General features: G+C 70.7%; 20 protein-coding genes and 1 tRNA gene. 9 read left to right on the top strand and 12 right to left on the bottom strand.

Annotation, left to right across the window (positions count from 1 at the left end):
• Positions 1–177: 177 nt before the first annotated feature.
• Together ACIBEJ_RS40765 and ACIBEJ_RS40770 are read right to left on the bottom strand one after the other, a co-directional pair.
• Positions 178–303, bottom strand: coding sequence for a hypothetical protein (locus tag ACIBEJ_RS40765; RefSeq protein WP_397188312.1), 126 nt, complete (start codon positions 301–303; stop codon positions 178–180).
• Between the two features lie 122 nt (positions 304–425).
• On the bottom strand, positions 426–3,164 hold the full coding sequence (locus ACIBEJ_RS40770; protein WP_397188313.1) for an ATP-binding protein: 2,739 nt from the start codon (positions 3,162–3,164) through the stop codon (positions 426–428).
• Between the two features lie 66 nt (positions 3,165–3,230).
• Here ACIBEJ_RS40770 and ACIBEJ_RS40775 point away from each other — a divergent pair, with 66 nt between their 5' ends.
• Both ACIBEJ_RS40775 and ACIBEJ_RS40780 read left to right on the top strand, forming a co-directional pair.
• Positions 3,231–4,454 carry a GNAT family N-acetyltransferase gene (locus ACIBEJ_RS40775; protein WP_397188314.1) on the top strand — a complete coding sequence of 408 codons (1,224 nt, stop codon included), beginning with the start codon at positions 3,231–3,233 and terminating at the stop codon, positions 4,452–4,454.
• 70 nt (positions 4,455–4,524) lie between these two features.
• Positions 4,525–5,514, top strand: coding sequence for an aldo/keto reductase (locus tag ACIBEJ_RS40780; protein ID WP_397188315.1), 990 nt, complete (start codon positions 4,525–4,527; stop codon positions 5,512–5,514).
• Positions 5,515–5,606: 92 nt separating this feature from the next.
• Here the strand turns inward: ACIBEJ_RS40780 and ACIBEJ_RS40785 are convergent, their stop codons facing one another.
• On the bottom strand, positions 5,607–6,473 hold the full coding sequence (locus ACIBEJ_RS40785) for an SDR family NAD(P)-dependent oxidoreductase (protein ID WP_397188316.1): 867 nt from the start codon (positions 6,471–6,473) through the stop codon (positions 5,607–5,609).
• 165 nt (positions 6,474–6,638) lie between these two features.
• Here ACIBEJ_RS40785 and ACIBEJ_RS40790 point away from each other — a divergent pair, with 165 nt between their 5' ends.
• Together ACIBEJ_RS40790 and ACIBEJ_RS40795 are read left to right on the top strand one after the other, a co-directional pair.
• A complete protein-coding gene (locus tag ACIBEJ_RS40790; protein ID WP_397188317.1) occupies positions 6,639–7,598 on the top strand; it encodes an alpha/beta hydrolase in 960 nt (319 codons plus the stop codon).
• Between the two features lie 51 nt (positions 7,599–7,649).
• Positions 7,650–8,618 carry a hypothetical protein gene (locus tag ACIBEJ_RS40795; RefSeq protein ID WP_397188318.1) on the top strand — a complete coding sequence of 323 codons (969 nt, stop codon included), beginning with the start codon at positions 7,650–7,652 and terminating at the stop codon, positions 8,616–8,618.
• On the opposite strand, the gene ACIBEJ_RS40800 is transcribed toward ACIBEJ_RS40795, so the two are convergent.
• The gene (locus tag ACIBEJ_RS40800) at positions 8,602–9,129 is read right to left on the bottom strand and encodes a hypothetical protein (protein WP_397188319.1); all 528 of its coding nucleotides are present in this window, start codon (positions 9,127–9,129) and stop codon (positions 8,602–8,604) included. The genes ACIBEJ_RS40795 and ACIBEJ_RS40800 overlap by 17 nt on opposite strands.
• A 79-nt stretch (positions 9,130–9,208) precedes the next feature.
• Here ACIBEJ_RS40800 and ACIBEJ_RS40805 point away from each other — a divergent pair, with 79 nt between their 5' ends.
• Positions 9,209–10,153, top strand: coding sequence for an aminoglycoside phosphotransferase family protein (locus ACIBEJ_RS40805; protein WP_397188320.1), 945 nt, complete (start codon positions 9,209–9,211; stop codon positions 10,151–10,153).
• A gap of 239 nt (positions 10,154–10,392) precedes the next feature.
• On the opposite strand, the gene ACIBEJ_RS40810 is transcribed toward ACIBEJ_RS40805, so the two are convergent.
• From ACIBEJ_RS40810 to ACIBEJ_RS40820, 3 genes are all read right to left on the bottom strand, one after another.
• Positions 10,393–10,466, bottom strand: a tRNA-Lys gene (locus ACIBEJ_RS40810).
• A 45-nt stretch (positions 10,467–10,511) separates the two neighbouring features.
• The gene (locus ACIBEJ_RS40815; protein ID WP_397188321.1) at positions 10,512–11,429 is read right to left on the bottom strand and encodes a nucleoside hydrolase; all 918 of its coding nucleotides are present in this window, start codon (positions 11,427–11,429) and stop codon (positions 10,512–10,514) included.
• A gap of 289 nt (positions 11,430–11,718) precedes the next feature.
• The gene (locus ACIBEJ_RS40820; protein ID WP_397188322.1) at positions 11,719–12,111 is read right to left on the bottom strand and encodes an OsmC family protein; all 393 of its coding nucleotides are present in this window, start codon (positions 12,109–12,111) and stop codon (positions 11,719–11,721) included.
• 106 nt (positions 12,112–12,217) lie between these two features.
• Here ACIBEJ_RS40820 and ACIBEJ_RS40825 point away from each other — a divergent pair, with 106 nt between their 5' ends.
• The gene (locus ACIBEJ_RS40825) at positions 12,218–12,988 is read left to right on the top strand and encodes an FAD:protein FMN transferase (protein ID WP_397188323.1); all 771 of its coding nucleotides are present in this window, start codon (positions 12,218–12,220) and stop codon (positions 12,986–12,988) included.
• A gap of 4 nt (positions 12,989–12,992) precedes the next feature.
• On the opposite strand, the gene ACIBEJ_RS40830 is transcribed toward ACIBEJ_RS40825, so the two are convergent.
• A complete protein-coding gene (locus ACIBEJ_RS40830) occupies positions 12,993–13,268 on the bottom strand; it encodes a hypothetical protein (RefSeq protein ID WP_397188324.1) in 276 nt (91 codons plus the stop codon).
• A 103-nt stretch (positions 13,269–13,371) separates the two neighbouring features.
• On the opposite strand from ACIBEJ_RS40830, the gene ACIBEJ_RS40835 reads away from it, so the two are divergent.
• Genes ACIBEJ_RS40835 through ACIBEJ_RS40845 form a run of 3 tightly spaced genes read left to right on the top strand, consistent with a single transcriptional unit; the run spans position 13,372 to position 16,257 of the window.
• Positions 13,372–14,559 carry a cation:proton antiporter gene (locus tag ACIBEJ_RS40835; RefSeq protein ID WP_397188325.1) on the top strand — a complete coding sequence of 396 codons (1,188 nt, stop codon included), beginning with the start codon at positions 13,372–13,374 and terminating at the stop codon, positions 14,557–14,559.
• Positions 14,556–14,930 carry a phage holin family protein gene (locus tag ACIBEJ_RS40840; protein ID WP_397188326.1) on the top strand — a complete coding sequence of 125 codons (375 nt, stop codon included), beginning with the start codon at positions 14,556–14,558 and terminating at the stop codon, positions 14,928–14,930. The genes ACIBEJ_RS40835 and ACIBEJ_RS40840 overlap by 4 nt, the downstream gene beginning before the upstream one ends.
• Positions 14,931–14,937: 7 nt before the next feature.
• On the top strand, positions 14,938–16,257 hold the full coding sequence (locus ACIBEJ_RS40845; RefSeq protein WP_397188327.1) for an aromatic amino acid ammonia-lyase: 1,320 nt from the start codon (positions 14,938–14,940) through the stop codon (positions 16,255–16,257).
• Here ACIBEJ_RS40845 and ACIBEJ_RS40850 read toward each other — a convergent pair.
• Genes ACIBEJ_RS40850 through ACIBEJ_RS40865 form a run of 4 tightly spaced genes read right to left on the bottom strand, consistent with a single transcriptional unit; the run spans position 16,225 to position 19,766 of the window.
• On the bottom strand, positions 16,225–16,872 hold the full coding sequence (locus ACIBEJ_RS40850) for a hypothetical protein (RefSeq protein WP_397188328.1): 648 nt from the start codon (positions 16,870–16,872) through the stop codon (positions 16,225–16,227). The genes ACIBEJ_RS40845 and ACIBEJ_RS40850 overlap by 33 nt on opposite strands.
• Positions 16,869–17,741 (bottom strand): hypothetical protein, encoded by an 873-nt coding sequence (locus ACIBEJ_RS40855; RefSeq protein ID WP_397188329.1) that lies wholly within the window; start codon positions 17,739–17,741, stop codon positions 16,869–16,871. The genes ACIBEJ_RS40850 and ACIBEJ_RS40855 overlap by 4 nt, the downstream gene beginning before the upstream one ends.
• Positions 17,731–18,852 carry an ATP-grasp domain-containing protein gene (locus ACIBEJ_RS40860; RefSeq protein ID WP_397188330.1) on the bottom strand — a complete coding sequence of 374 codons (1,122 nt, stop codon included), beginning with the start codon at positions 18,850–18,852 and terminating at the stop codon, positions 17,731–17,733. The genes ACIBEJ_RS40855 and ACIBEJ_RS40860 overlap by 11 nt, the downstream gene beginning before the upstream one ends.
• Positions 18,849–19,766: an NAD-dependent epimerase/dehydratase family protein gene (locus ACIBEJ_RS40865; protein ID WP_397188331.1), complete on the bottom strand. Its 918-nt coding sequence runs from the start codon at positions 19,764–19,766 to the stop codon at positions 18,849–18,851. The genes ACIBEJ_RS40860 and ACIBEJ_RS40865 overlap by 4 nt, the downstream gene beginning before the upstream one ends.
• Positions 19,767–19,981: the final 215 nt, after the last annotated feature.

Genomic DNA, 19,981 nt, shown 5'->3' on the forward strand with positions numbered 1-19,981 from the left:
GGATGAAGAACTACAAGATCTTGCGCGACTGCCGGCAGCGAGGCACCGGCCTGCATCACGCCGTTCAAGCCGTCGCCCACCTGCACAATCTCGCCCTGTCGACCTGATCCCGGCAACCACGAATCCAGCCCTGACCTGCCGACACACCGACTTCTGCAACACCCTTTAGGGCCTGTTTCAAAGGGTGGTGAGCCAGTCGTTGATCGCGGCAATGTGGATGGTCGCTACGTAGCGAACAGCGAGTTTGCCGAACCGGGTGGCAATCGCGCGGTGCCGCTTGAGCCGGTTGATGCCACGCTCCACCGCTGAGCGGTCGCGGTAGTCGACACGCAGCTTGTCGTCGCCTGGCGTACCCGAAGTGGATGCCTCATCCTGTCGCTTGGGCCACCGCGAACGGGCGTTGGCGATGTGTGGGAGACGTCACGCTAAGAAGAGAAAGGCCCTGTCAACCCTTCGCGGAAGGCGATGGCCGCCGCCTCGGTGCGAGTTGCCGCGCCCAGTTTCGTCAGGATGTGAGAGACGTGCACGCCTGCCGTGCTCGGCGAGATGTGCAGCTGAGAGGCGATCTGCCGGTTGCTCAAGCCCTCGGCGATCAACCTGAGCACCTGGTGCTCGCGTTCGGTGAGCCCGTCCTGAGCCGGTCGGGGTCGTCCAAGCAGGGCGATCTCCCGGGAGAGCGGCGCGGCGCCCAGGTCCTCGGCCAGCCGGGCGGCTTGCCTTCGTCGGGTGGTCGCGCCGGGCTTGTCGCCCGCGGCCAGCGCCGCCCGCGCGCCGTGGTACAGGCTCAGCGCCAGTTCGTACGGCTGCCTCAGCTCCCGCCAGGCCGCGGCCGCCTCGTCCCAGCCGGTGTCCTCGATCAGGGCGTGCAGCATGATCTGCCAGGCGCGGTCGAATGGCCCGTCGACCCCGAGCGTCGCGTCGGCCGCGATGAGTTCGGCATGACGTTCGGCGACCTGCCCCCGCACGTCATCGCCGGTGTCGTGGTCGAGTCGGGCCCGTTGTGCCAGCGCGCCGGCGACCAGGACCGGACGAGCGTCGCTGCTGTAGACGCGGGTGAACTCCGGGTCGGCCAGTGCCCGCTCCAGGAGCCGATCGGCTTGTTCCGGGTTGCCCTGGGCGACGGCGAGCAGGCAGAACAGCTGATGGCGGGGGAACAGGCTTCCGCTGTCGGCGTGCTCCACGGCCGCCGCGGCGGCGGCTGCCGCGGCCACATCCCCGCGCAGCAGGGACAGGTAGCCGTCGAGGACGAGCAGGATCTGCCGCGACAGCGGTGGCGGATTCTCCGTGATGCTCTCACGCAGGATGGCGGCCGCTTCGTCCCACCGCCCGGCCAGGATCAGCGCGTACCCGGCGTAGCGCGCGAGCTCGGCGCCCCGGCTGCGGCCCAGCCCGTACCTGCGGGCGTGGCGCATGCCGTCGCGGGCCGCTTCGATGGCGCGCTCCTGGTCGCCGGTCCTGGTGTACACCGTGGCCTCGTACATCGGGATGGTCATGAGCAGGTCGTGGCCGTCGAGCCGGTCGGCGAGCGTGCGGGCCTGCGCCAGCAGGCCGAGGTCGCCTGTCATGGATCCGACTCCCAGCAGTCCGCGGATGGTGACCGTGGGGTCGCCGGTGCGCCGGCCGACGGCGAGCGCCTCCTCGAACGCCTCGCGTGCCTTGCCCACCTCGGGCAGCAGGCCCATGGCCAGCACCCCGAGCAGCCGCCCCCGCTGGATGCTGCCGGGGTCGGCGGGCAGGAGTTCGAGGGCTCGTTCCCAGTCGGCGACGCCGTTCGCGTTCAACCGGTGCCGCAGTCTGCCCCGCAGCTCCAGCAACTGGGCGGCGCGTTCGGGCTCGCGCCGTTCGTCGATCGCGCTCAGCCCCGTGGTGGCGTAGTCGATGCCGCGTGCGTAGTCGCCGCTCAGCATGCAGGCCTCAGCCGCGCTTGTGAGGATGTCGATCCTGTCGACGTCCAGCCCCGCGTGGGGGTCCCAGAGTTCGAGGACTTGGTCGAGCAGGCGCACCTGCTCTTCGTAGGCGTAGGACCCGTGTGCCTGGTCTGCGGCCAGGTAGGCGGCGCGCAGGGCCTGCCTGCGGTTCCCGGCGGCGTAGGCGTGCGCGGCCAGTTCGGCGTGGGCCCCGACATCGCGCAGGGCATCGGCGTAGCGGGCGTGCAGGCGGGCCCGCTCGCCGGGCAGCAGGTCCTCGTACACGGCCTGCCGGATCAAGGCGTGGCGGAAGTCGTAGCCGTCGCCCGTGGTGACGAGCAGGCCGCGGTCGACGAGCTCGCGCAGCAGGGTGTCCAGGTCGGGCCCGTCCTGCCCGGCCACCTGCGCCAGCAGCCGGTGGCTGACCCGCCCGCCCGCCGCCGAGGCCAGGCGGGTCAGCTCGCGAGCGGGGCCCGGCAGCGAGCGCGGTCCGTGCAGCAGCAGGTCACGCAGGCTGTCCGGGGTTCGCTCACCGGCGCGGGCGAGCGCCTCGACAAATAGCGGGTTGCCCGCACTGCGTTCGTGGACGCGGCGTGCCACGGCCGCGTCCGGCTCGTCGCCGAGGATCGCGGCCAGCTGGCGCCCTACCTCTTCCCGGTCCAGGCGTTCCAGGCGCAGCGTGGTCACGCGCGGGTGGCGGGACAGCTCGGACAGCGGCGTTTGCACGGGCCGGTGGGTGATCACCAGGAGCACGCCTGCCTGGGTCACGTTCCTGGCCAGGAAACTCAGCAACTCGCGAGTGGCGGCGTCGGCCCAGTGCAGGTCCTCGATCAAGACAACCAGCGGCTGGTCCGCGGCCACCCGCTCGATCAGGGACAGGACCTCCTCGAACAGCCGGTGCTTGCCGCCTTCCCCGCCACCCGCCTCGCCGAGCTCCGGGAACCAGCGCGCCAGTTGGCGGTAGGGGCCCGGCAGTGTCCCTTCGACCCGGATCAGCCTGCGCAGCACCGTCACGAACGGCGCGTACGGCAGGCCGTCGCTGCCCAGTTCCGCGCAGGCACCCGCGACCACCCGCACCTCCGGCCCCAGCGTGCGCGCGAACTCGGCCAGCAGTCGCGACTTGCCGATCCCCGCTTCCCCGGCCACCAGCGCCACCGCGGGCCCCTGCTCGACCGCCGTGTCCAGGGCCGCTGCCAGGGCCGCGAGTTCCTCGGCCCGGCCGACGAACCTGGGACTGACCACGCGCTCCGCCACCACGGCACCAGCATAAATACCCAGATCGCTAGATGTGTCGGGCCTGTTTACCCGGCCAGGCTCGAACCCATGACAGCCACCTACCCGCTGCGTACCATCGGTGCCGACGAGCTCGACGCGTGGGCGCGCATGATCACCACGACCTACGGCCAGGACTGGGTCGATGGCGGCCTACGGAACGCCGCCGTCTCCATCGAGCCCGGTCGCACCCTCGCAGCCTACGACGGTACGGAGATCGTCGGAGGCGGGTCGATCTACGGCCGGGTCATGACCGTCCCGGGCGGGACGACGCCCGTCGCCGGCATCACGCTCGTCGCGGTCCTGCCCACGCACCGGCGCCGCGGCATCCTCACCGCGATGATGCGCAGACAACTCACCGACCTGCACGAATCGGGCGGCGAGCCGATCGCCGCGCTCAACGCCGCCGAAGCCACGATCTACGGACGCTTCGGGTACGGCATCGCCAGCCACGTGGCCGAGGTCCGCGGCGAGAAGCGGCTCATGGCCATGCGCCCCGGCACCGAACTCGGCGACGGCACGATCAGGCTGCTCTCCCGCGAGAGGGCGCAGCCGCTGCTGGAGAAGGTCTACGACACCGCCCGCCGTACCTCCGTGGGCTGGGTGGACCGTACGGGGAGGTTCTGGGAGGCCCGGCTGGCCGACGGCGAGCGGGCCCGCGACGGCGGGACGGCCCTGCGCTTCGCGGTCCATCTGGAGGCGGGCGGCGAGGTCACCGGCTACGCTCTCTATCGCTCCAAGCGTGACCTCGTGCACGTCGTCGAGCTCGCGGCCACCACCAGGCAGTCGTACGCCGCTTTGTGGCGCTTTCTCATCGACCTCGACGCGCACACCGGGATCGTCTACGACGGCGCCCTCGACGAGCCCCTCAAGCACCTGCTCAGCGACCCGCGCGCGGCTCGCACCACCCTGATCGACAATCTGTGGGTCCGCCTGGCGGACGTCGGCCGCGCGCTCACGATCCGCCGCTACGCGACGCCCCTGGATCTGGTGCTGGAGGTCCAGGATCCGTTCTGTCCGTGGAACGCCGGTCGCTACCGGCTGCTGGCCGATGGCGACACCGTCACCTGCGAACGCACCCGGGCACGGCCGGACCTGCGCCTGACGGCGGCCGAGCTGGGCGCGGCCTACCTGGGTGGCACGTCCCTGAGCTCCCTGGCGGCGGCGGGGCGCGTCGAGGAATTCCGCCCGGGTGCGATCGCTGCCGCCTCGCTCGCCTTCCGCTGGGAACGCGAGCCCTTCCACCCCTCAGGCTGGGCTTTCCCTGCCTTCTGACCTGGCGCGGAGTCTTGCGCAACACGCCTCCGGCCGGATGCCGGAACCGCTGACGAAGGAGACACACCACATGCGTACGCATCGGCTCGGACGCAGCACCACGACGGTCACCGAACTGGGCTTCGGCGGCGGGCCTCTGGGCGGCCTGTTCGATCCCCTGGACGACGACACCGCGGCGCAGACGCTGGAGGCCGCCTGGGACTCGGGAATCCGCTACTTCGACACCTCGCCGCACTATGGCATCGGGCACTCCGAGCGCCGCATCGGCGAGCTGCTGCGCGGCCGGCCGCGGGCGGACTTCACGCTGTCGACGAAGGTCGGCCGGCTGCTGATCCCGCAGGACCCGCGAGGGCGGATGGACGAGAGCTTCGCCGTCCCGGCCACCCATCGCCGGGTCTGGGACTTCTCCCGCGATGGCGTCCTGCGCAGTGTCGAGGACTCGCTGACCCGCATGGGCCTCGACCGGATCGACGTGCTGTATCTGCACGACGCCGAACAGCACTTCGAGGCTGCCCTGCGCGAGGGCTATCCGGCGCTGGCCGAGCTGCGCGCCCAGGGTGTGGTCGCCGCCGTGGGCGCGGGCATGTACCACCCTGGCAAGCTGGCCCGTCTGGTGCGGGAGACCGACGCGGACGTCGTCATGCTGTCGGGTCGCTACACCCTGCTGGACCACACGGCCTTGGACGAGCTGCTGCCCGCATGCGCCGCACGCGGCGTCTCCGTCGTTGCCGCCTCCGTCTTCAACTCCGGTCTGCTGGCCACCGACAGGCCCGCCGAGGGAGCGCGGTACGACTACGGACCCGCCACCCCTGAGCTGCTGGAACGGGTCAACACAATCGCGGACGTGTGCGCGGAGCACGGCGTGAGCGTCCCGCAGGCCGCGATGGCCTTTCCCCTGCTGCACCCGGTGGTGGCGGGCGTCGTCGTGGGCATGCGCTCGCAGGATGAGGTGCTGCGCAACAGGGAGGCGTTCTCGGCGCCGATCCCCGCGGGGCTATGGTCCGATCTGTGCGAGGCGGGCCTGCTGGACGAACGCGCCGTGGTGCACGCCGGACCGTGAGTCGATCGAGTCACGGTGCGGGCGTGCCGGGGCTGACCACTGGGGATTGGCGTCGGCGGCCCGTTGATCGACTTTGAGACAGCCCCTAGCCCTTAGAGAGTCGCTCCCGAGGCCAGCATGCGCGCGGTCGCGTCCACGCCGTGCCGTCCGTCGAACGCGCCGAACGCGCGCGTCTGCTCCGCGTGCACCTTCTCCACGAGCGGCGCCCACTCGCGGTGGGTGACGATCAGGAAGTCCCGCCGCCGCACCGCCTCGACCACCTGCTCGCCGACCCGGTCCGGATCGGCGCCGGCCGCCAGCAGCGCGCTGTTGCGCTCGACCAGCTCGACGTCGGCCGCCCGCCCGAGGAGCTTGGCCTCCCCTTCCGCCGCCGTCACCCCCAGCCGCGTGGCCACGGTCCCCGGGCACAGCACCGAGACCCCGATGTCCGTGCCCCGCAGCTCGTCGCGCAGCACCATGGAGAACCCGAGGCTGGCGAACTTCGAGGCGACGTACGCGCCCTGGGTCACCATCGGGACCAGCCCCGCCATCGAGGCGGTGTTGGTGACGTGCGCCCGGCCGCCCCGCGCCCGGAACCGGGGCAGGAAGGCCGACACCCCGATGAACTGCGCCTCGATGTTGATCTTCTGGATCCACCGCCAGACGTCGAGCGAGGTCTCCTCGATCCTGCCGCCCCCGCTGACTCCGGCGTTGTTGAACAGCAGCGAGACGGGCCCGAGCGCCGCCTCGGCCCGGTCGGCCGCCGCCTCCCACTGCCCGGGGTCGCTCACGTCGAGCTCGACGGTCGTCACCTTCCCGCCCGCCGCCGTCAGCTCCCGCGCGATCTCCGCGAGCCGCTCGCCGTCGATGTCGGCGAGCGCCACGCCCGCGCCCGAGGCCACGAGCGCCCGCGCGATGCCGAGCCCGATCCCCGATGCCGCTCCGGTGACGAACGCGGTCTCTCCCGACGGCCAGACCATGGCTTACTCCATTCCGTAGGCGTTTCGCCCCAGATTCGCAGGTCAAGCGGTGCCCGGTCCCCGGCCAAATGGCGGTGAAAGTGGCCGTTGTCTGCGGCGTTCGGCGGGTTCGCAGCCGGGGTCGCCGATCGATGATGGTGCTGTAGCCAAGTGGGAGGAGTCCTCATGTCCGGTGCCATTCCGCGGCCGCCGTTCGATCCCGAACTCGACGCGGTCCTCACGGTGATCGCCGGCCAGCTCTCGCCGGTCATGACGCTGGAGTCGATCCCGCAGATCCGCCAGGCCGCCCCGATCAACACCGTCGACTTCGCGGCCCTGGGCCTCACGCGGCGCGATGTCACGATCCCCGGCTTCGAGGGCGCGGAGATCCTCGTCTCCGTGATCGCCCGATCGGATCACGAGGGCTTCGGACCGGGCATCTACCACACCCACGGCGGCGGCATGGTGGCCGGTGACCGCTTCTCCGGCCTGCCGGAGACCCTGCCCTGGGTCGTCGACCACGACGCCGTGATGGTGACGGTCGAGTACCGGCTGGCCCCCGAGTTCCCCGACCCGTACCCCGTGGAGGACTGCTACGCCGGGCTCCTCTGGACCGCCGAGCACGCCGCCGAGCTGGGCATCGACGCCAGCCGTCTCATCATCGCGGGCGCGAGCGCGGGCGGCGGCCTCGCAGCCGGTACGGCGCTGCTCGCCCGCGACCGCGGCGGCCCCGAACTGGCCGGGCAGGTGCTCATTTACCCCATGCTCGACGACCGCGACCAGACCGTGTCCTCGGCCCAGATGGCCGGGGTCGGCATCTGGGACCGCGCGAGCAACGTGATGGGCTGGACCGCGCTCCTGGGCGATCGCCGCGGCACCGGGAACGTCTCGATCTACGCCGCTCCCGCCCGCGCGACCGACCTGACCGGGCTGCCGCCCGCGTTCATCGACTGCGGCTCCGCCGAGGTCTTCCGCGACGAGGACGTGAGCTACGCGACGGCGCTCTGGCACGCGGGCGTACAGGCGGAACTGCACGTGTGGCCGGGCGGATTCCACGGCTTCGACATGATCGCGCCGCACAGCGCGCTCGCGCAGGCGATGATCGCGGCACGGAACGCCTGGGTGGCCAGAACCCTGTCCAGGTGACATCCACCCCGCCGTGAACGTAGGTTCGACGTCACACGCGAGGGGGCTGACATGCAGAATCTCGTCGGACGGCTCACCGCCCTGGATCCGGACGCGAGCGAGACGCTCAAGGTCGTCTCGTACTTCGACACGCTGATCGCCGGAGGCGCCGGACTCGACGGCCTGCTGCGCGGCGCCGCCGCGCTCTCCGGCGTCGTGGCCGGAGTCGAGCGCCGCGGCCGAATCGTCCGCCACAGCCCCCAGGGCCTGCGCGTGACGACGGAGCAGGCCCCCCACTCGCTGAAGCGCCAGACCCGCAACGGCTCGGTCTGGCTCGAACGCTCCGGACCTCTCCACGCCAACGACGAGATGATCCTCGAACGGCTCGCCCTCGCGGTCGACCTCACCGAGGCCCGCCGCGACCCGGAGGGCGCCCTCGAAACCGCCCTGGACTCCGCGACCCCGATCGACGAACGCGCCAAGGCACTGGCCAGACTCCGCATCCAGCCCGGCACGCGGATCCGGCTGATCGCGACCCCCACGGACACGCCCGCCATGAACGCCCCGTCCACCGCCGTCCCGACCCGATACGGAATCCTGCGCGCCACCCTGGACCTGACCGGCGCCCTCACGATCCCGGAGCCCGCAGGCATAGGCCCGTGGTGCCGCGCCGACCAGGCGTCGGAGTCGTGGGACGGCGCCATCGTCGCCCACCGCCTCACTGAGCCCAGGACACCGGTGGTAGACGCGACCGACATAGGCGCACTGCTCATCCTCGCCAAGTCCTACGACCCCCGCCACCCCCACCCCGACGTCCTGACCCTGTCCCGCCTGGACCCCCGGTCAGCCGACATCGCCCGCGTACTCGTGGAGTCCGACAGCGTACGCTCGGCCGCGGCCACGCTCGGCATGCACCACTCGACCATGCAGGCGAAACACGAGTCGCTGACCAGAGAGCTCGGCTACGACCCCCGCACCATCACCGGCCACGCCCGCTACATAGCCGCCGCCCTCCTCCTCCGCCTCACCTCCACTCCCTGACAGCCCGGTGAGCCTGCGGTCCTATGGGCCTGCGGTCCTGTGGCCCTGCGGTCCTACGTCCTGTAAGCCTGCGTCCTGTGGGCCTGCACCGCCGCTTGGGCGGCCACGCCTTCGTCCGAGTCGTCAAGCAGAAGCCGCGACCTTCCCGCTCCGGTCCGGCGTCATCGGGATACCCGATCTCGTCGATGGCCTCGTGCAACTCGTCGCGACGCAAAGCCGCCCGACCCGTCACCCCCGGCCACACCGCAACCGGATCGGCCACAAAAGGGCTCAACACCGACTCATGGTCAAACCCCCGAACAAGCGCCCCCTCCCCGGCAAAGACGATCGAGAACGCGTCTCCGGAACCGTTGTCCATCGACGCCATCTCCCACCCGTCACCCCAGCGAGCATCGAACCGGAAGTAGGGAAACTCGTCGGTCATGACGGCATCCAGCATCGCGAGCGCCTTGCTTCGAAAACGCAGATCAGCGATCTCCGGGAATCGAGCAGCCACCTCGTAGACGGTCACAGCCCCGCATTCAACCGCACCCCACCGACATTCCCACTCCCAGGACCACAAGCCCCTCTGGTCTGCCAAGTAGCGCACGATGTGGTCGGATGACCACGGGGCATTCGTGACGGAAGGCGGGGAAGCAGGCGTGGTCTATGCGGAGGTTCCGCTGACGGCGGCGGTACGACGAGCATGCCGCCTCAGCGGGCCGGCGACCCGCCTCCATGGCGGTGAGGAGTCCGCCGCGTGGCGCGTCGGCGACAAGGTGGTCCGCATCAGCGCGTACGCGAAGGACCTGGCGGAGGCGGAGTGGTGTCACCGGGTCGCGGGGGCGGCGCGAGCCGGCGGCTGCACCGAAGCGGTCGTACCACTGCCGCTGCCCGGGAGAGCCGACGGCGCGACGGTAATGCGAATCGAGGGCAGAACGGTGTCACTCTGGCCCTACGTAGATGGGGTCTGGGTGCCAAAGGACAACCTGGAATCTGCTCTGGCCGCGGCGCGCCTACTGGCCCGCCTACATCGGGCGCTGGCCAAGGTGGAACTGCCGCCTCGGCCCCGGCCAAGTCTTCTGGATGTCGGGCAGGCCGCGTACGACGACCCAGAACTGCATGACCCGCAACTGGACAACTGGCTGTCCGACTTCACGACAAGGTCCCGCCTGTGGCACCCGCTGCACGGCGACTACTACCGTGGCAACCTGCTCACCGCACACGACGACCCGACCCGGATCATCGGCGTACTGGACTGGGACGAGGCGCTGGTGGCCCCGCCCGAGGTGGAGGTCGCCGGCGCCGCGATGGAGTTCACGCCCGACTTCAGCGAGAACCTCGCACAACCCCGCCAATTCGCCCAAACCTACCGACGATCCGGAGGGACAGCCGAAAGCCTCGACGATGAGTCCCTGGTGCAACTGATGCGGCATCGGCTGCGACGCGAGAGCGTCTATTTCACACAGGCGGCGGCACAAGGCGTGGAACAGGACGAAGAAGACCTCGATTACCACCGTCGACGTCTGGCGGCATTCACCCGCCTTCGGCCGTAAGCCTGGCGCGGGAGGGGTCGTCCGGTGGACGAACCGTTCGCCAAGGAGTACATGCGGTTCGGTGTGACGGATGCTGCGGCTGATCGGTAACCGTGCCGAAGAGCGACCGAGAGACTGAGTGGCCATGGCACGTGGAGATGTGGCGACCATGGCCCACCTTGGTGACTCCGGGGGCAGGCGGAGATACTCCGGGAACGAGGAAACCCCAGTTCAGCTTACTGAACTGGGGTCTCGGTCGGTGCGCCGCCAGGGACTCGAACCCCGGACCCGCTGATTAAGAGTCAGCTGCTCTAACCAACTGAGCTAGCGGCGCTTGCGACACACGTAACTGTAGCAGCCACCAAGACCACCACGCACATCACCCAAGTCGCCCAGCCAGCCTGCCGTACGCATCGATCATCAACTGCCAGAAGCGGTCCACGTCCAGGTGGGTGGCCACCAGGGTGTTGGGGGCCGGGGAAGAGAAGTCGGTTACGGTCATGCCGGTGGTGTAGTGGCCGGCCGTTTCCACTTGGACCTCTGCTGGGGTCAGGGTCAGGAGTGTGGGGTCGATGACGTGGGCTACGGCTACCGCGTCGTGCAGGGCGGGGCCGGATTCCTCGGTGACCGGGGAGTAGTACTGGACGCTGGGGAGGATCAAGGAGGACAGGCGGCCCAGGTCTCGCATTCTGTTGAGGATGGGGAGGGTCAGGCGGGCGGTCAATGTGACGTCCAGGCCGATCTGGGTGACGGTCCAGCCTGCGTTGAAGGCGATGGCGGCGGCCTCGGGGTCGGTGAGGATGTTGAACTCGGCGGCGGGGTTGTGATTGCCGCGGGTGTACGAGCCGCCCATGATCACGAAGTCGCGTACCCAGTCGACGATTCTGGGTTCGCGGCGGACGGCCAGGGCGATGTTGGTGAGGGGGCCGGTGGCCACGAGGGTGATCTCGCCGGGGTGGTCCTGGAGAGTGGAGATGATGAAGTCGGCCGCGTGGCCCTCTCCCGCGCCTCGGACGGCCTGAGGGAGTACGGCGTCGCCCAAGCCGCCGGCGCCGTGGACATGGGCCGCGTCCATGGGGCCGCGGACCAGGGCGCCGGAGCAGCCGGGGACCACGGGGACGTCGCCTAGGTCCAGGAACTCGCGCAGGGCCAGGGCGTTGGCGGTCGTCAGGTCCAGGCCGACGTTGCCGCCCACTGTGGTGATGCCGCGCAGGTCGAGGGTGGATCCGGCCGCCAGGGCCAGCGCCAGCGCGTCGTCGATGCCGGGATCGCAGTCAATCAGCATGGAAACTGTCACAAAAACCCAGCGTATGGGTGTTTGTCGGTAAAAATCACGGCAGTACCCCAGACATGAATCGGGGCCGGAGCAGCTTCCCCCAAAGCTGCCCCGGCCCCGATATATGGCGGTCCAGGCCGGTACCTTCCCCCGAAGCACCGGCGGTCCCGCACTGCAGACGACGGTCCCCCTCCGCGTCCGCATCGGTAAAGGTCTGCTAGTCAGTCGCAGGACTCTTGACCTGCTTCGACACTACAGACGCGAATGCAACGGACGCGTCATATAGGGGTCGAATGTCTCCCCAAAAGGGCTAGGGAAGCTCCAAACGGACCTCGGTGCCTTCCGACAGCGACCGGCTCACCGTGCAGTACTTCTCGTGCACCCGATGGGCCACCGCCCGGTACACCTCGTCCGCCTTCTCCGACGGCACCTCCACGTCATAGGTCACGGTCACCGGCCCCAGCAGGTTGGGCTGGACCTTCTCCGCCTCGACGGTCATCGCCAGCCGGATGAGCTGGTGCCCCCGCTGGGCCGTGAGCGGCTCGACGGTGACGATGTTGCATCCGCCCACCGCCGCGAGCAGGAGTTCCACGGGGGTGAAGACACCGTCCTCGTCCCCGCCGCCGATCCGCACCTCGGCCCCGCGGGCGTTGGTCGCCCGGAACCCGCCGTCATCTGTCCGCTCAACACGCACGTTTGCCATGGCTCCGACCCTACTCACGCGTACGCGACCTTCAGGCACCGGCAAAGCGCTTAGCTCCGCCATACGCCCGTTATGCAAATGTGTCCTCCCGAGAGAGGAGCCCCACATGACGTTCCCTGGATCCGCACGCACGGAGACGGTTCTGAACACCTCCGTCAATGTGGACATCCGTACGGCATTGCCCCAGCGTGAGCTGGTTCCCATGTTGGACAACGCCTTCGCCTGGCTGCGCTGGGTGGACCGGACGTTCGATCCCTTCGACGAGGAGAGCCAGATCGGCCGGCTCAACGCGGGCAGGACGATCGAGCAGGTGCCGGAGTTGATCGAGGTGCTGCACCGGTGTGATGAGATGTCCGAGGCGACGGACGGGTGGTTCGACTCGCGGATCGGCGGGGCTCTGGACGTGTCGGGTTACATCAAGGGCTGGGCGGTCGAACGGCTGTCGCGGGCGCTGGCCGGCGCGGGTGCGGTGGACCACCGGATCACCGCCGGCACGGACATCAGGGTGCGCGGCTCCTCGCTGCCGGGCCGCCCGTGGCGCGTGGGCATCCGCGACCCGCGCACCAACGCGGTGCGCCGCATGGTGTTCGCCAACGACCTGGCCATCTCCACCTCGGGACACACGCGCGTGGTCGACCCGCGCACCGGCGAGGCCCAGCACGGGCTGAGCTCGGTGACGGTGCTCGGCCCCGATCTGGCCACGGCCGACGCGTTCGCCACCGCCATGTACGCGATGGGCCCGGCCAGGGCCCGCCGCTTCGCGCAGGATCTCGCGGCGGCGGAGCCGTACGAGGTGATGCTTGTCACGCGCGCCGGACGCTCGGTGAGCACGCCCGGTTTCGCCCTGTACGGCACGCCGTCTCAGCTCGCCGGTTGAGGGCTCAAGCCTCCGGATGCTGGGTGAGGTAGTCGATATAGACCGGTTTAAGTGCCTCGCCCAGCTCGCCTTCGCCCGCGGCGAGCGCGTCGCTGAGCAGGGCCGAGACGCGGCTGAGGTCGTTGGCGGTCTCCTGGTCGTGACCGCTGGCCGCCTCGGCCGCCGGGATCACCTTGAGCAGGTTCCAGAGAAACCCCAGGTCCCCGTGGCGCACCGCGTAGCGGACCGCACGCTCGTGCAGTTCGCTGGCCGGCAACGACTCCAGTTCCTTCGCGTCCATCTCGCTCCCTTCCCCTCCACCGCTCTTCCCCGTCCTGTGCCCTGCATAACGCCAACAGTCCGGCGAGTGACTACATGGAGTGACCTGTGGGCACATAGCGTGCATGATCACTGTCCTGATCATCGCCCTGGCCGCCGCGATCTCGCCGATCGTCGCCCATGCGCTCAACCGGTTCGTCCGGGTTCCGAACGTGGTGCTGGAGATCCTGTTCGGCGTGCTGTGCGGGCCGGTGCTGCTCGGCTGGATCAGGATCGACGGCTTCGTCGAGACGCTCTCGCAGTTCGGGCTCTCCATGCTGATGTTCATGGCCGGCTACGAGATCGAGTTCGCCCGGATCAAGGGCCGGCCGATCCGGCTGGCGATCTACGGCTGGTTCGCCTCGCTGGCGCTCGCGCTGCTCGTGGCGCTGGCGACGAACGGGTTCACGCTGGCCGCCCAGGTGATCGGGCTGGCGCTGTGCACGACCGCGCTCGGCACGATCCTGCCGATGGTGCGCGACGCGGGCGCGCTGCCCACGCCGTTCGGCAGCCGGGTGCTGGGGATCGGGGCGCTCGGGGAGTTCGGCCCGATCGTGGCGATGGCCTTCGTCTTCTCCGAGGACGAGGCGTGGCACACGATCGCGGTCATCGCGCTGTTCGCCGCGATCGCGATCGTCGCGGCGGCCATGGCCGCCCGGCCGCGGCACCCGCTGCTGGCGCGGCTGGTCACGGCGACCATGGGCAGCAGCGGCCAGCTCGCCGTGCGCATCGTCATGTTGGTGCTGATCGCGATGATCGCCGCCGCGTCGGCGTTCGGCCTGGACGTCCTGCTCGGCGCGTTCGCGGCGGGCATCGTGGTACGGCTGGCCGTCGCCTCCGGCCCCGAGGCCGAGGAGCATGTGGTCTCCTCCAAGCTCGACGCGATCGGCTTCGGCTTCCTCATCCCGTTCTTCTTCGTGGTCAGCGGCGCCAACCTCGACCTGAAGGCGCTGTTCACCGACCCGCACAGCCTGCTGCTCATCCCGGTCTTCCTGCTGGCGTTCCTGCTGGTGCGCGGGCTGCCCACGTACCTGCTGCACCGGCGCGACCCCGGCCTGCGGCGCGGCGAGAACCGGGCGCTGGCGCTGTTCGCCGCGGCCGGGCTCCCCCTGATCGTGGTGATCACCAACACCGGCGTCGCGGAGGGCGCGATCAGCTCCGCGCACGCCGCCGCCATGGTCACCGCCGGCGTGCTCAGCGTCATGATCTATCCCCTGCTGGCGCTGCGCCTCTACCGGTCAGCCCTCAAGGAGTGCGAGGATCTATCAGCGTGATATTCATCTTGAGAACCCTGGCGGCCGCGGTCGCCCTGTGGGTCGCCACCCAACTGCTCGACGGCATCACGGTCAACACCGACACCACGGCCAAGTACTGGGGCACGCTGCTCGTCGTCGCCCTCATCTTCGGCCTGATCAACGCGATCGTGAAGCCCATCGTGAAAATGCTGGGTTGCGCGGTGATCGTGCTGACGCTGGGGCTCTTCCTCCTCGTGATCAACGCGGCGATGCTGCTGCTCACGAGCTGGATCGCCGGGCAGCTCGACGTGCCCTTCCACGTGGACGGCTTCGTCACCGCGCTCATCGGCTCGGTCATCATCAGCGTCGTGAGCTGGCTGCTCGGCCTGATCATCCCCGACAACGACTGATCACCCCATGGAACTCCACGGCGCCGGCCTGACCTGCGCGCGGGTCTCGGCCGTGGCCACCGCCGGCGTCCGGGTGACGATCGGCTCCACCGATCGCGCCCGGGCCGCGTGGGCCACCGCCCAGGCGCTGACCGGGCCGGTCTACGGGCAGAGCACCGGCGTCGGCGCGAACAAGGACGTCGAGGTGGCCGCGTCCGGACTCGACCTGCTGCGCAGCCACGCGGGCGGCGCGGGCCCGCTGATCGAGGCGGAGCGGGCCAGGGGAATGCTGGCCGTACGCCTGAACCAGCTTCTCGCCGGCGGCTCGGGGATCGACCCCGCGGTGCTGCCGGTGCTCGCCGAGGCGATCAACGCGGGCGTCACTCCCCCGGTACGCGCCTACGGGGCCATCGGCACCGGCGACCTGACGGCGCTGGCCACCACCGCCCTGTGCCTGCTGGGCGAGCAGGAGTGGCGGGGCGGAGACGGCCCGCGCTTCGCGCTGGCGAGCTCGGACGGGCTGCCGTTCATCAGCTCGGGCGCGCTGACGCTGGCCGACGCGGCGCTGGCCTGCCACCGGCTGCGCGGGCTGCTCGCTGCCGCCGTCGACGTGGCCGCGCTCTCCTTCACCGCGGTCGGGGCCTCGGCGGAGCCGCTGGCGGCAGCCGTACAGGAAGCAAGGCCGCACCAGGGGCAGGCGGTGGTGGCCGCGCGGCTGCGCGGCCTGCTCAACGGCGAGCTCGCCGCCCGCGTGCAGGACCCGTACGGCTACCGCGCCTTCGCCCAGGTGCACGGCGGCGCGTTCGACGCGCTGGAGCGTGCGGCGGCGACGGTGGAGGTGGACCTCAACGCCGCCGCCGAGAACCCGCTCATCGACCGCTCGCTGGCCTGGCACAACGGCAACTTCCACTCGGCGCCCGTGGCGCTGGCCCTGGACACGCTGCGCGCGGCGCTCGTGCAGACGGCGCAGCTCAGCACCGCCCGGCTGGCGACGCTGATGGAGCCCGGCTACACCGGCGCGCTGCCGTTCCTCGCCGACCGGCCGGGCTCCTCGGGCCTGATGATCCTGGAGTACGTGGCCCAGGACGCGCTGGCCGAGCTGCGCCACCTGGCGACGCCGGTGACCACCGGCAACGCCGTGATCTCCCGCGGCACGGAGGACCACGCCGGCTTCGCCACCCAGGCGGCCCGCCACGCGCTGCGCTGCGCCGAGCCGCTGGAGATCGTGCTGGCCTGCGAGCGCGTGGCGGCCGTACGCGCCCGCCGCGGCCCCGAGCCCGACCGCCCGCTGGACGGCGACCTGGACGAGGCCCGGCTACTCCTGCGCGCGGCCGGAGCCGCGTCGTAGCCACCGGCGCGGCACGAACAGCACCAGCAGGGCCGCGACCACGTGCGCGGCGATGAACGCGTACGCCTCGTACTTGGTGGCCGGGTGGCCGATCCGCACGGTGATGTGGTCGGCCCACGCCCACACCTCGGGGATGCCGTCGAGGCGGCGGTTCATGGAGACCGCCACGAGGTCCTCCAGTCCGGACACGTGCAGGATCGACATCGCCAGGCCCGTGCGCAGCACGCCTTCGCGCGTGCCGCCGCCGAGCCGGTAGGCCAGCAGCAGCCCCACGATCAGGAACGGCACGAAGACCACGACGTGCAGGTAGAGGTCCTCGAAGCCGCCGGATCCGTCCTCGATGTCCATGGCGGCGATGAAGGTCTTCGGCACGAAGTACAGCAGGAAGGCCAGGAACACGGCCGGGACGGCGAACAGGTGCAGCCTCAGCCGCCGCGCCCACTCCACGTCCAGCCAGGCGACCGCCACGATGGCGGCGAGCTGCGGCGTGAGCTTCACGAGGAAGGCCCACAGCGAGGTGATCTCCTGCTCGTACGGCAGGACGAAGCGGACGATTCCCGCCAGCGCCACCGCAAGGGCGCCCGCGAGCAGCGTCACCCGGTTGGCTCTGATCACGTTGAGACTCCAAGGATCGGGGTGCCGTGGCCGGGGCAGCGGCCGATCTCGCCGCCGCCCTCCGGGACCACGGCGACGAGCACCGGACGGCGCCGGCCCAGCGCGGAGACGGCGAGCCCGCCGCCCTCCGGCCGGGCGTGGAAGCGCCGCCACAGCAGATGGACCCGGCCGCAGCGGGCGCGGGCCGCGTAGTAGCCGAGGTGGGGATCGTGGACCAGCACGCCCTCCGCGGCGCCGGCGAGCGTGACCCGCTCCAGCACCCTCACCTCGACGCCCTCCAGTTCGGGCAGGAACGAGGCCACCGCCGCCCGCTCCCCCACCACGACCGCGCGGCCGGCGCGGGTGGCGAGTGCGAGCGCGGGCGCGTTGAGCTCACGCCGCCTGCGCTCGTGCACGACCGTGGCGCCCGGCTCCAGCAGCACGCCGTACGGCGGGCCGCCCGCACCCAGCCGCCGCCGATCCAGCACCGACCGGCGCACCTCCAGCACCGGAACCCGCCCAAGCCCGCCCAAGCGCGCTGCACCCGAGAAACCCGCCACACCCGCCGCGCCCGAAACGCCTGCCGCACCTGCCGCGCCCGAGAAACCCGCCGCACCCGCCGCGCCGAGGGCCGTCGTCAGCGCCGCGCGGAGGCCGCCCGGCGGGCCGATCCACAGGCTCGGTTCGGCCCCCGGATCGTACGGCTCGCCGAACGGGCACAGGCGGTGCAACTGCCCGGCCAGCTCCCCGGTGGGCGTGGGCAGGGGCTCGTCGAGCGCCCGGCCCGCACGTACCCACTGGTCGCGGTAGAAGGGCACGCGGGAGAAGGCGAGCCGGACGGTGCGCCGGTAGGACCGCTCCCACGCCGTGGCGGAGAACCTAGTCGACATCGACCCTGACCAGCGCGTCCAGGTCCGGGGCCGTGTGGTCGACGACGTAGCCGAGCTTGGCCCGGCACTCGGTGTAGGGCACGACAGGGTCGCCGGGCCGGGCGACCACGACGATCTCGGCGCTGCCGGGCAGCGACTCGAGGCCCTCGATCCGGCGCAGGGTGCCCGCCCGGGGCGCGCGCAGCACGCGTACCGAGGCGGTCCCGCAGCGGGCGGGCGTGAGGTCGGGGCGTTCGCCGACGGCCAGGCGGACCGTGGCCTCGACCGTGTCCACGCCGTACATCAGGCCGAGGGCCTCGCCCAGTCCGTTGCCGCCGATGCGGGCGCCCATCTCGATCAGCGTGACCACGCCGCCCTCGACGAACAGGTCCACGTTGAGCGGGCCGTCGGTGTAGCCGACCTCGGCGCAGACGAGCTCCAGTTGCCGGACGACCTCCTTGGCGAGGACGTCGTCGCCCGGCTCCATGTCGTGCCCGATCGCCACCACGCCGGGAGGTTCCGTGACCCGGCGGCTCAGGCCGAGCAGGGCGATCGTGCCGTCCTGGAGCATGGCCTCGGCGCAGAGGTCCTGGCCGGTCAGGAGCTGTTCGACGATGATCCGGCCGGTCGGGGAGAGTGCCCGCGCGTGCTCGACCGCCGGTGCGAGCTCCTCCTGCGCGCCGACGATCGTGATGCCGCGCGAGCTGCCGGAGTCGACCGGCTTGACGATGACCGGCAGCGCCGGCCGTACCTCTGGGTCGGTGGAGTAACGGGGGCTCGGCAGGCCGAGGCGCAGGCACGTCTCGCGGAAGGCGGCCTTGTCCGTCGAGACCCGCAGGGTCTCCTCCGTGAGCCCGCACGGCAGGCCGAGCAGGCCGGCCAGCTCGACCAGCGACGGGAGGTTGATGTCGCTGCCGGGGGCGAGCAGGCCCGCCAGGTCCGCGCGCCCGCGCAGCGCGGCCGCGACCGCCGCCACGTCGCGGGTGCTGAGGTGCAGGAACTCGTCGGCTTCGGCCACGCCGGGGGCGTCGGCCCGCATGTCCACGCAGATCGTGGACAGGCCCAGCCGCCGGGCGGCCCGGAAGGCACTGACCGTGCCGTCCGAGCCGCCGAGGATCACGAGGTGCTTCACTTCGGGGTGTTCCAGTGGGTGCCGCGGTTCTCGATGAACCAGTCGACCGTCTTGGCCATGCCCTCTTGCAGGGAAACCAGGCTGGCGGGGTCGATGCCGACGGGACGCAGCGTCTCGGGGTTCGCGGTGACGGCGGTGTCCGGGGTCTCGCCCGGACGCATGGGCAGGTCCACGATCGGGACGCGGTCGTAGCCGCGCTCCGCGCACATGTCGATGATCGTCTCGGCGACGGCGCGGATGCTGGTCGACTCGGCGGGGCCGACCTCGACCACGTGGCCGAGCGGCGGCTTGGCCGCGGCGGTCTCCAGCGCGGCGACCAGTCCCCTGGCCACGTCGCCGACCCACACCATGTCGGAGATCTGGGTGCCGCCGCCGTACAGCTCGACCGGCATTCCGGACAGGACGCGGCAGATCACGGCGGGGGTGATCTTGCGTACCTTGCCGGCGGCGAACGGTGGCGCCGCCATCTGACGGGGCCCGTAGGCGTTGACGACCCTCACTAGGTTGACGCTGGTGCCGCGGTGGGCGTTGAACATGCGCGCGAAGCGCTCCACGGCGGTCTTGGAGATCGAATAGCTGTTGTCCATCCAGTGGTTGCCCACGCAGATGTAGACGCCGGGGAGGCCATACTGGGCCACGGCCTCCAGGAAGTTGAGACCGCCCATGAGGTTGGTCTCTGCGGCGGGCCGCGGGTTGGTGATCGTCTCCTGGGTGCCGAGCACGGCGGCCAGGTGGATGACCGCATCGGCGTGGGCGGCCAGCTCGGTCATCGCCGTGGCATCCCTGATGTCACCGAGCATGACCTCGAACGGGCCGGAGCCGCGATCCTGATGGTCGAAGACGATCGGAGTATGACCTCTGGCGGCTAACTCCTCACAGACGTAACGGCCGATGAAGCCATTACCTCCCGTCACCCCTACTTTCATGGCATTCCCCTGCTCGAACGCCGCGCTGGTTTGTGCGCGGGCGGTAGGTACACGCGTCCAGGTGAGGCGCGCGGCCATGATCAAATCAGACATATACTGCCATCTATGACTCCGAGTCATTTCGTTGCAAATTCGTAATTTTTCGGATGAATCAGGGACATGAGTGAAAATTGAACTGTCGCGCCCGGATATTGACCCAGAGC

Source organism: Nonomuraea sp. NPDC050790 (assembly GCF_044456745.1).
Taxonomy (GTDB): Bacteria; Actinomycetota; Actinomycetes; order Streptosporangiales; family Streptosporangiaceae; genus Nonomuraea.

Excerpts from the sequence above, each read along its gene's own strand:
- ACIBEJ_RS40785 (WP_397188316.1), bottom strand. The coding sequence starts at position 6,473 with ATGGTCTGGCCGTCGGGAGAGACCGCGTTCGTCACCGGAGCGGCATCG.
- ACIBEJ_RS40835 (WP_397188325.1), top strand. The coding sequence starts at position 13,372 with ATGATCACTGTCCTGATCATCGCCCTGGCCGCCGCGATCTCGCCGATC.
- ACIBEJ_RS40820 (WP_397188322.1), bottom strand. The coding sequence starts at position 12,111 with ATGGCAAACGTGCGTGTTGAGCGGACAGATGACGGCGGGTTCCGGGCG.
- ACIBEJ_RS40780 (WP_397188315.1), top strand. The coding sequence starts at position 4,525 with ATGCGTACGCATCGGCTCGGACGCAGCACCACGACGGTCACCGAACTG.
- ACIBEJ_RS40795 (WP_397188318.1), top strand. The coding sequence starts at position 7,650 with ATGCAGAATCTCGTCGGACGGCTCACCGCCCTGGATCCGGACGCGAGC.
- ACIBEJ_RS40830 (WP_397188324.1), bottom strand. The coding sequence starts at position 13,268 with ATGGACGCGAAGGAACTGGAGTCGTTGCCGGCCAGCGAACTGCACGAG.
- ACIBEJ_RS40805 (WP_397188320.1), top strand. The coding sequence starts at position 9,209 with ATGTGGTCGGATGACCACGGGGCATTCGTGACGGAAGGCGGGGAAGCA.
- ACIBEJ_RS40775 (WP_397188314.1), top strand. The coding sequence starts at position 3,231 with ATGACAGCCACCTACCCGCTGCGTACCATCGGTGCCGACGAGCTCGAC.
- ACIBEJ_RS40855 (WP_397188329.1), bottom strand. The coding sequence starts at position 17,741 with ATGTCGACTAGGTTCTCCGCCACGGCGTGGGAGCGGTCCTACCGGCGC.
- ACIBEJ_RS40790 (WP_397188317.1), top strand. The coding sequence starts at position 6,639 with ATGTCCGGTGCCATTCCGCGGCCGCCGTTCGATCCCGAACTCGACGCG.
- ACIBEJ_RS40845 (WP_397188327.1), top strand. The coding sequence starts at position 14,938 with ATGGAACTCCACGGCGCCGGCCTGACCTGCGCGCGGGTCTCGGCCGTG.
- ACIBEJ_RS40825 (WP_397188323.1), top strand. The coding sequence starts at position 12,218 with ATGACGTTCCCTGGATCCGCACGCACGGAGACGGTTCTGAACACCTCC.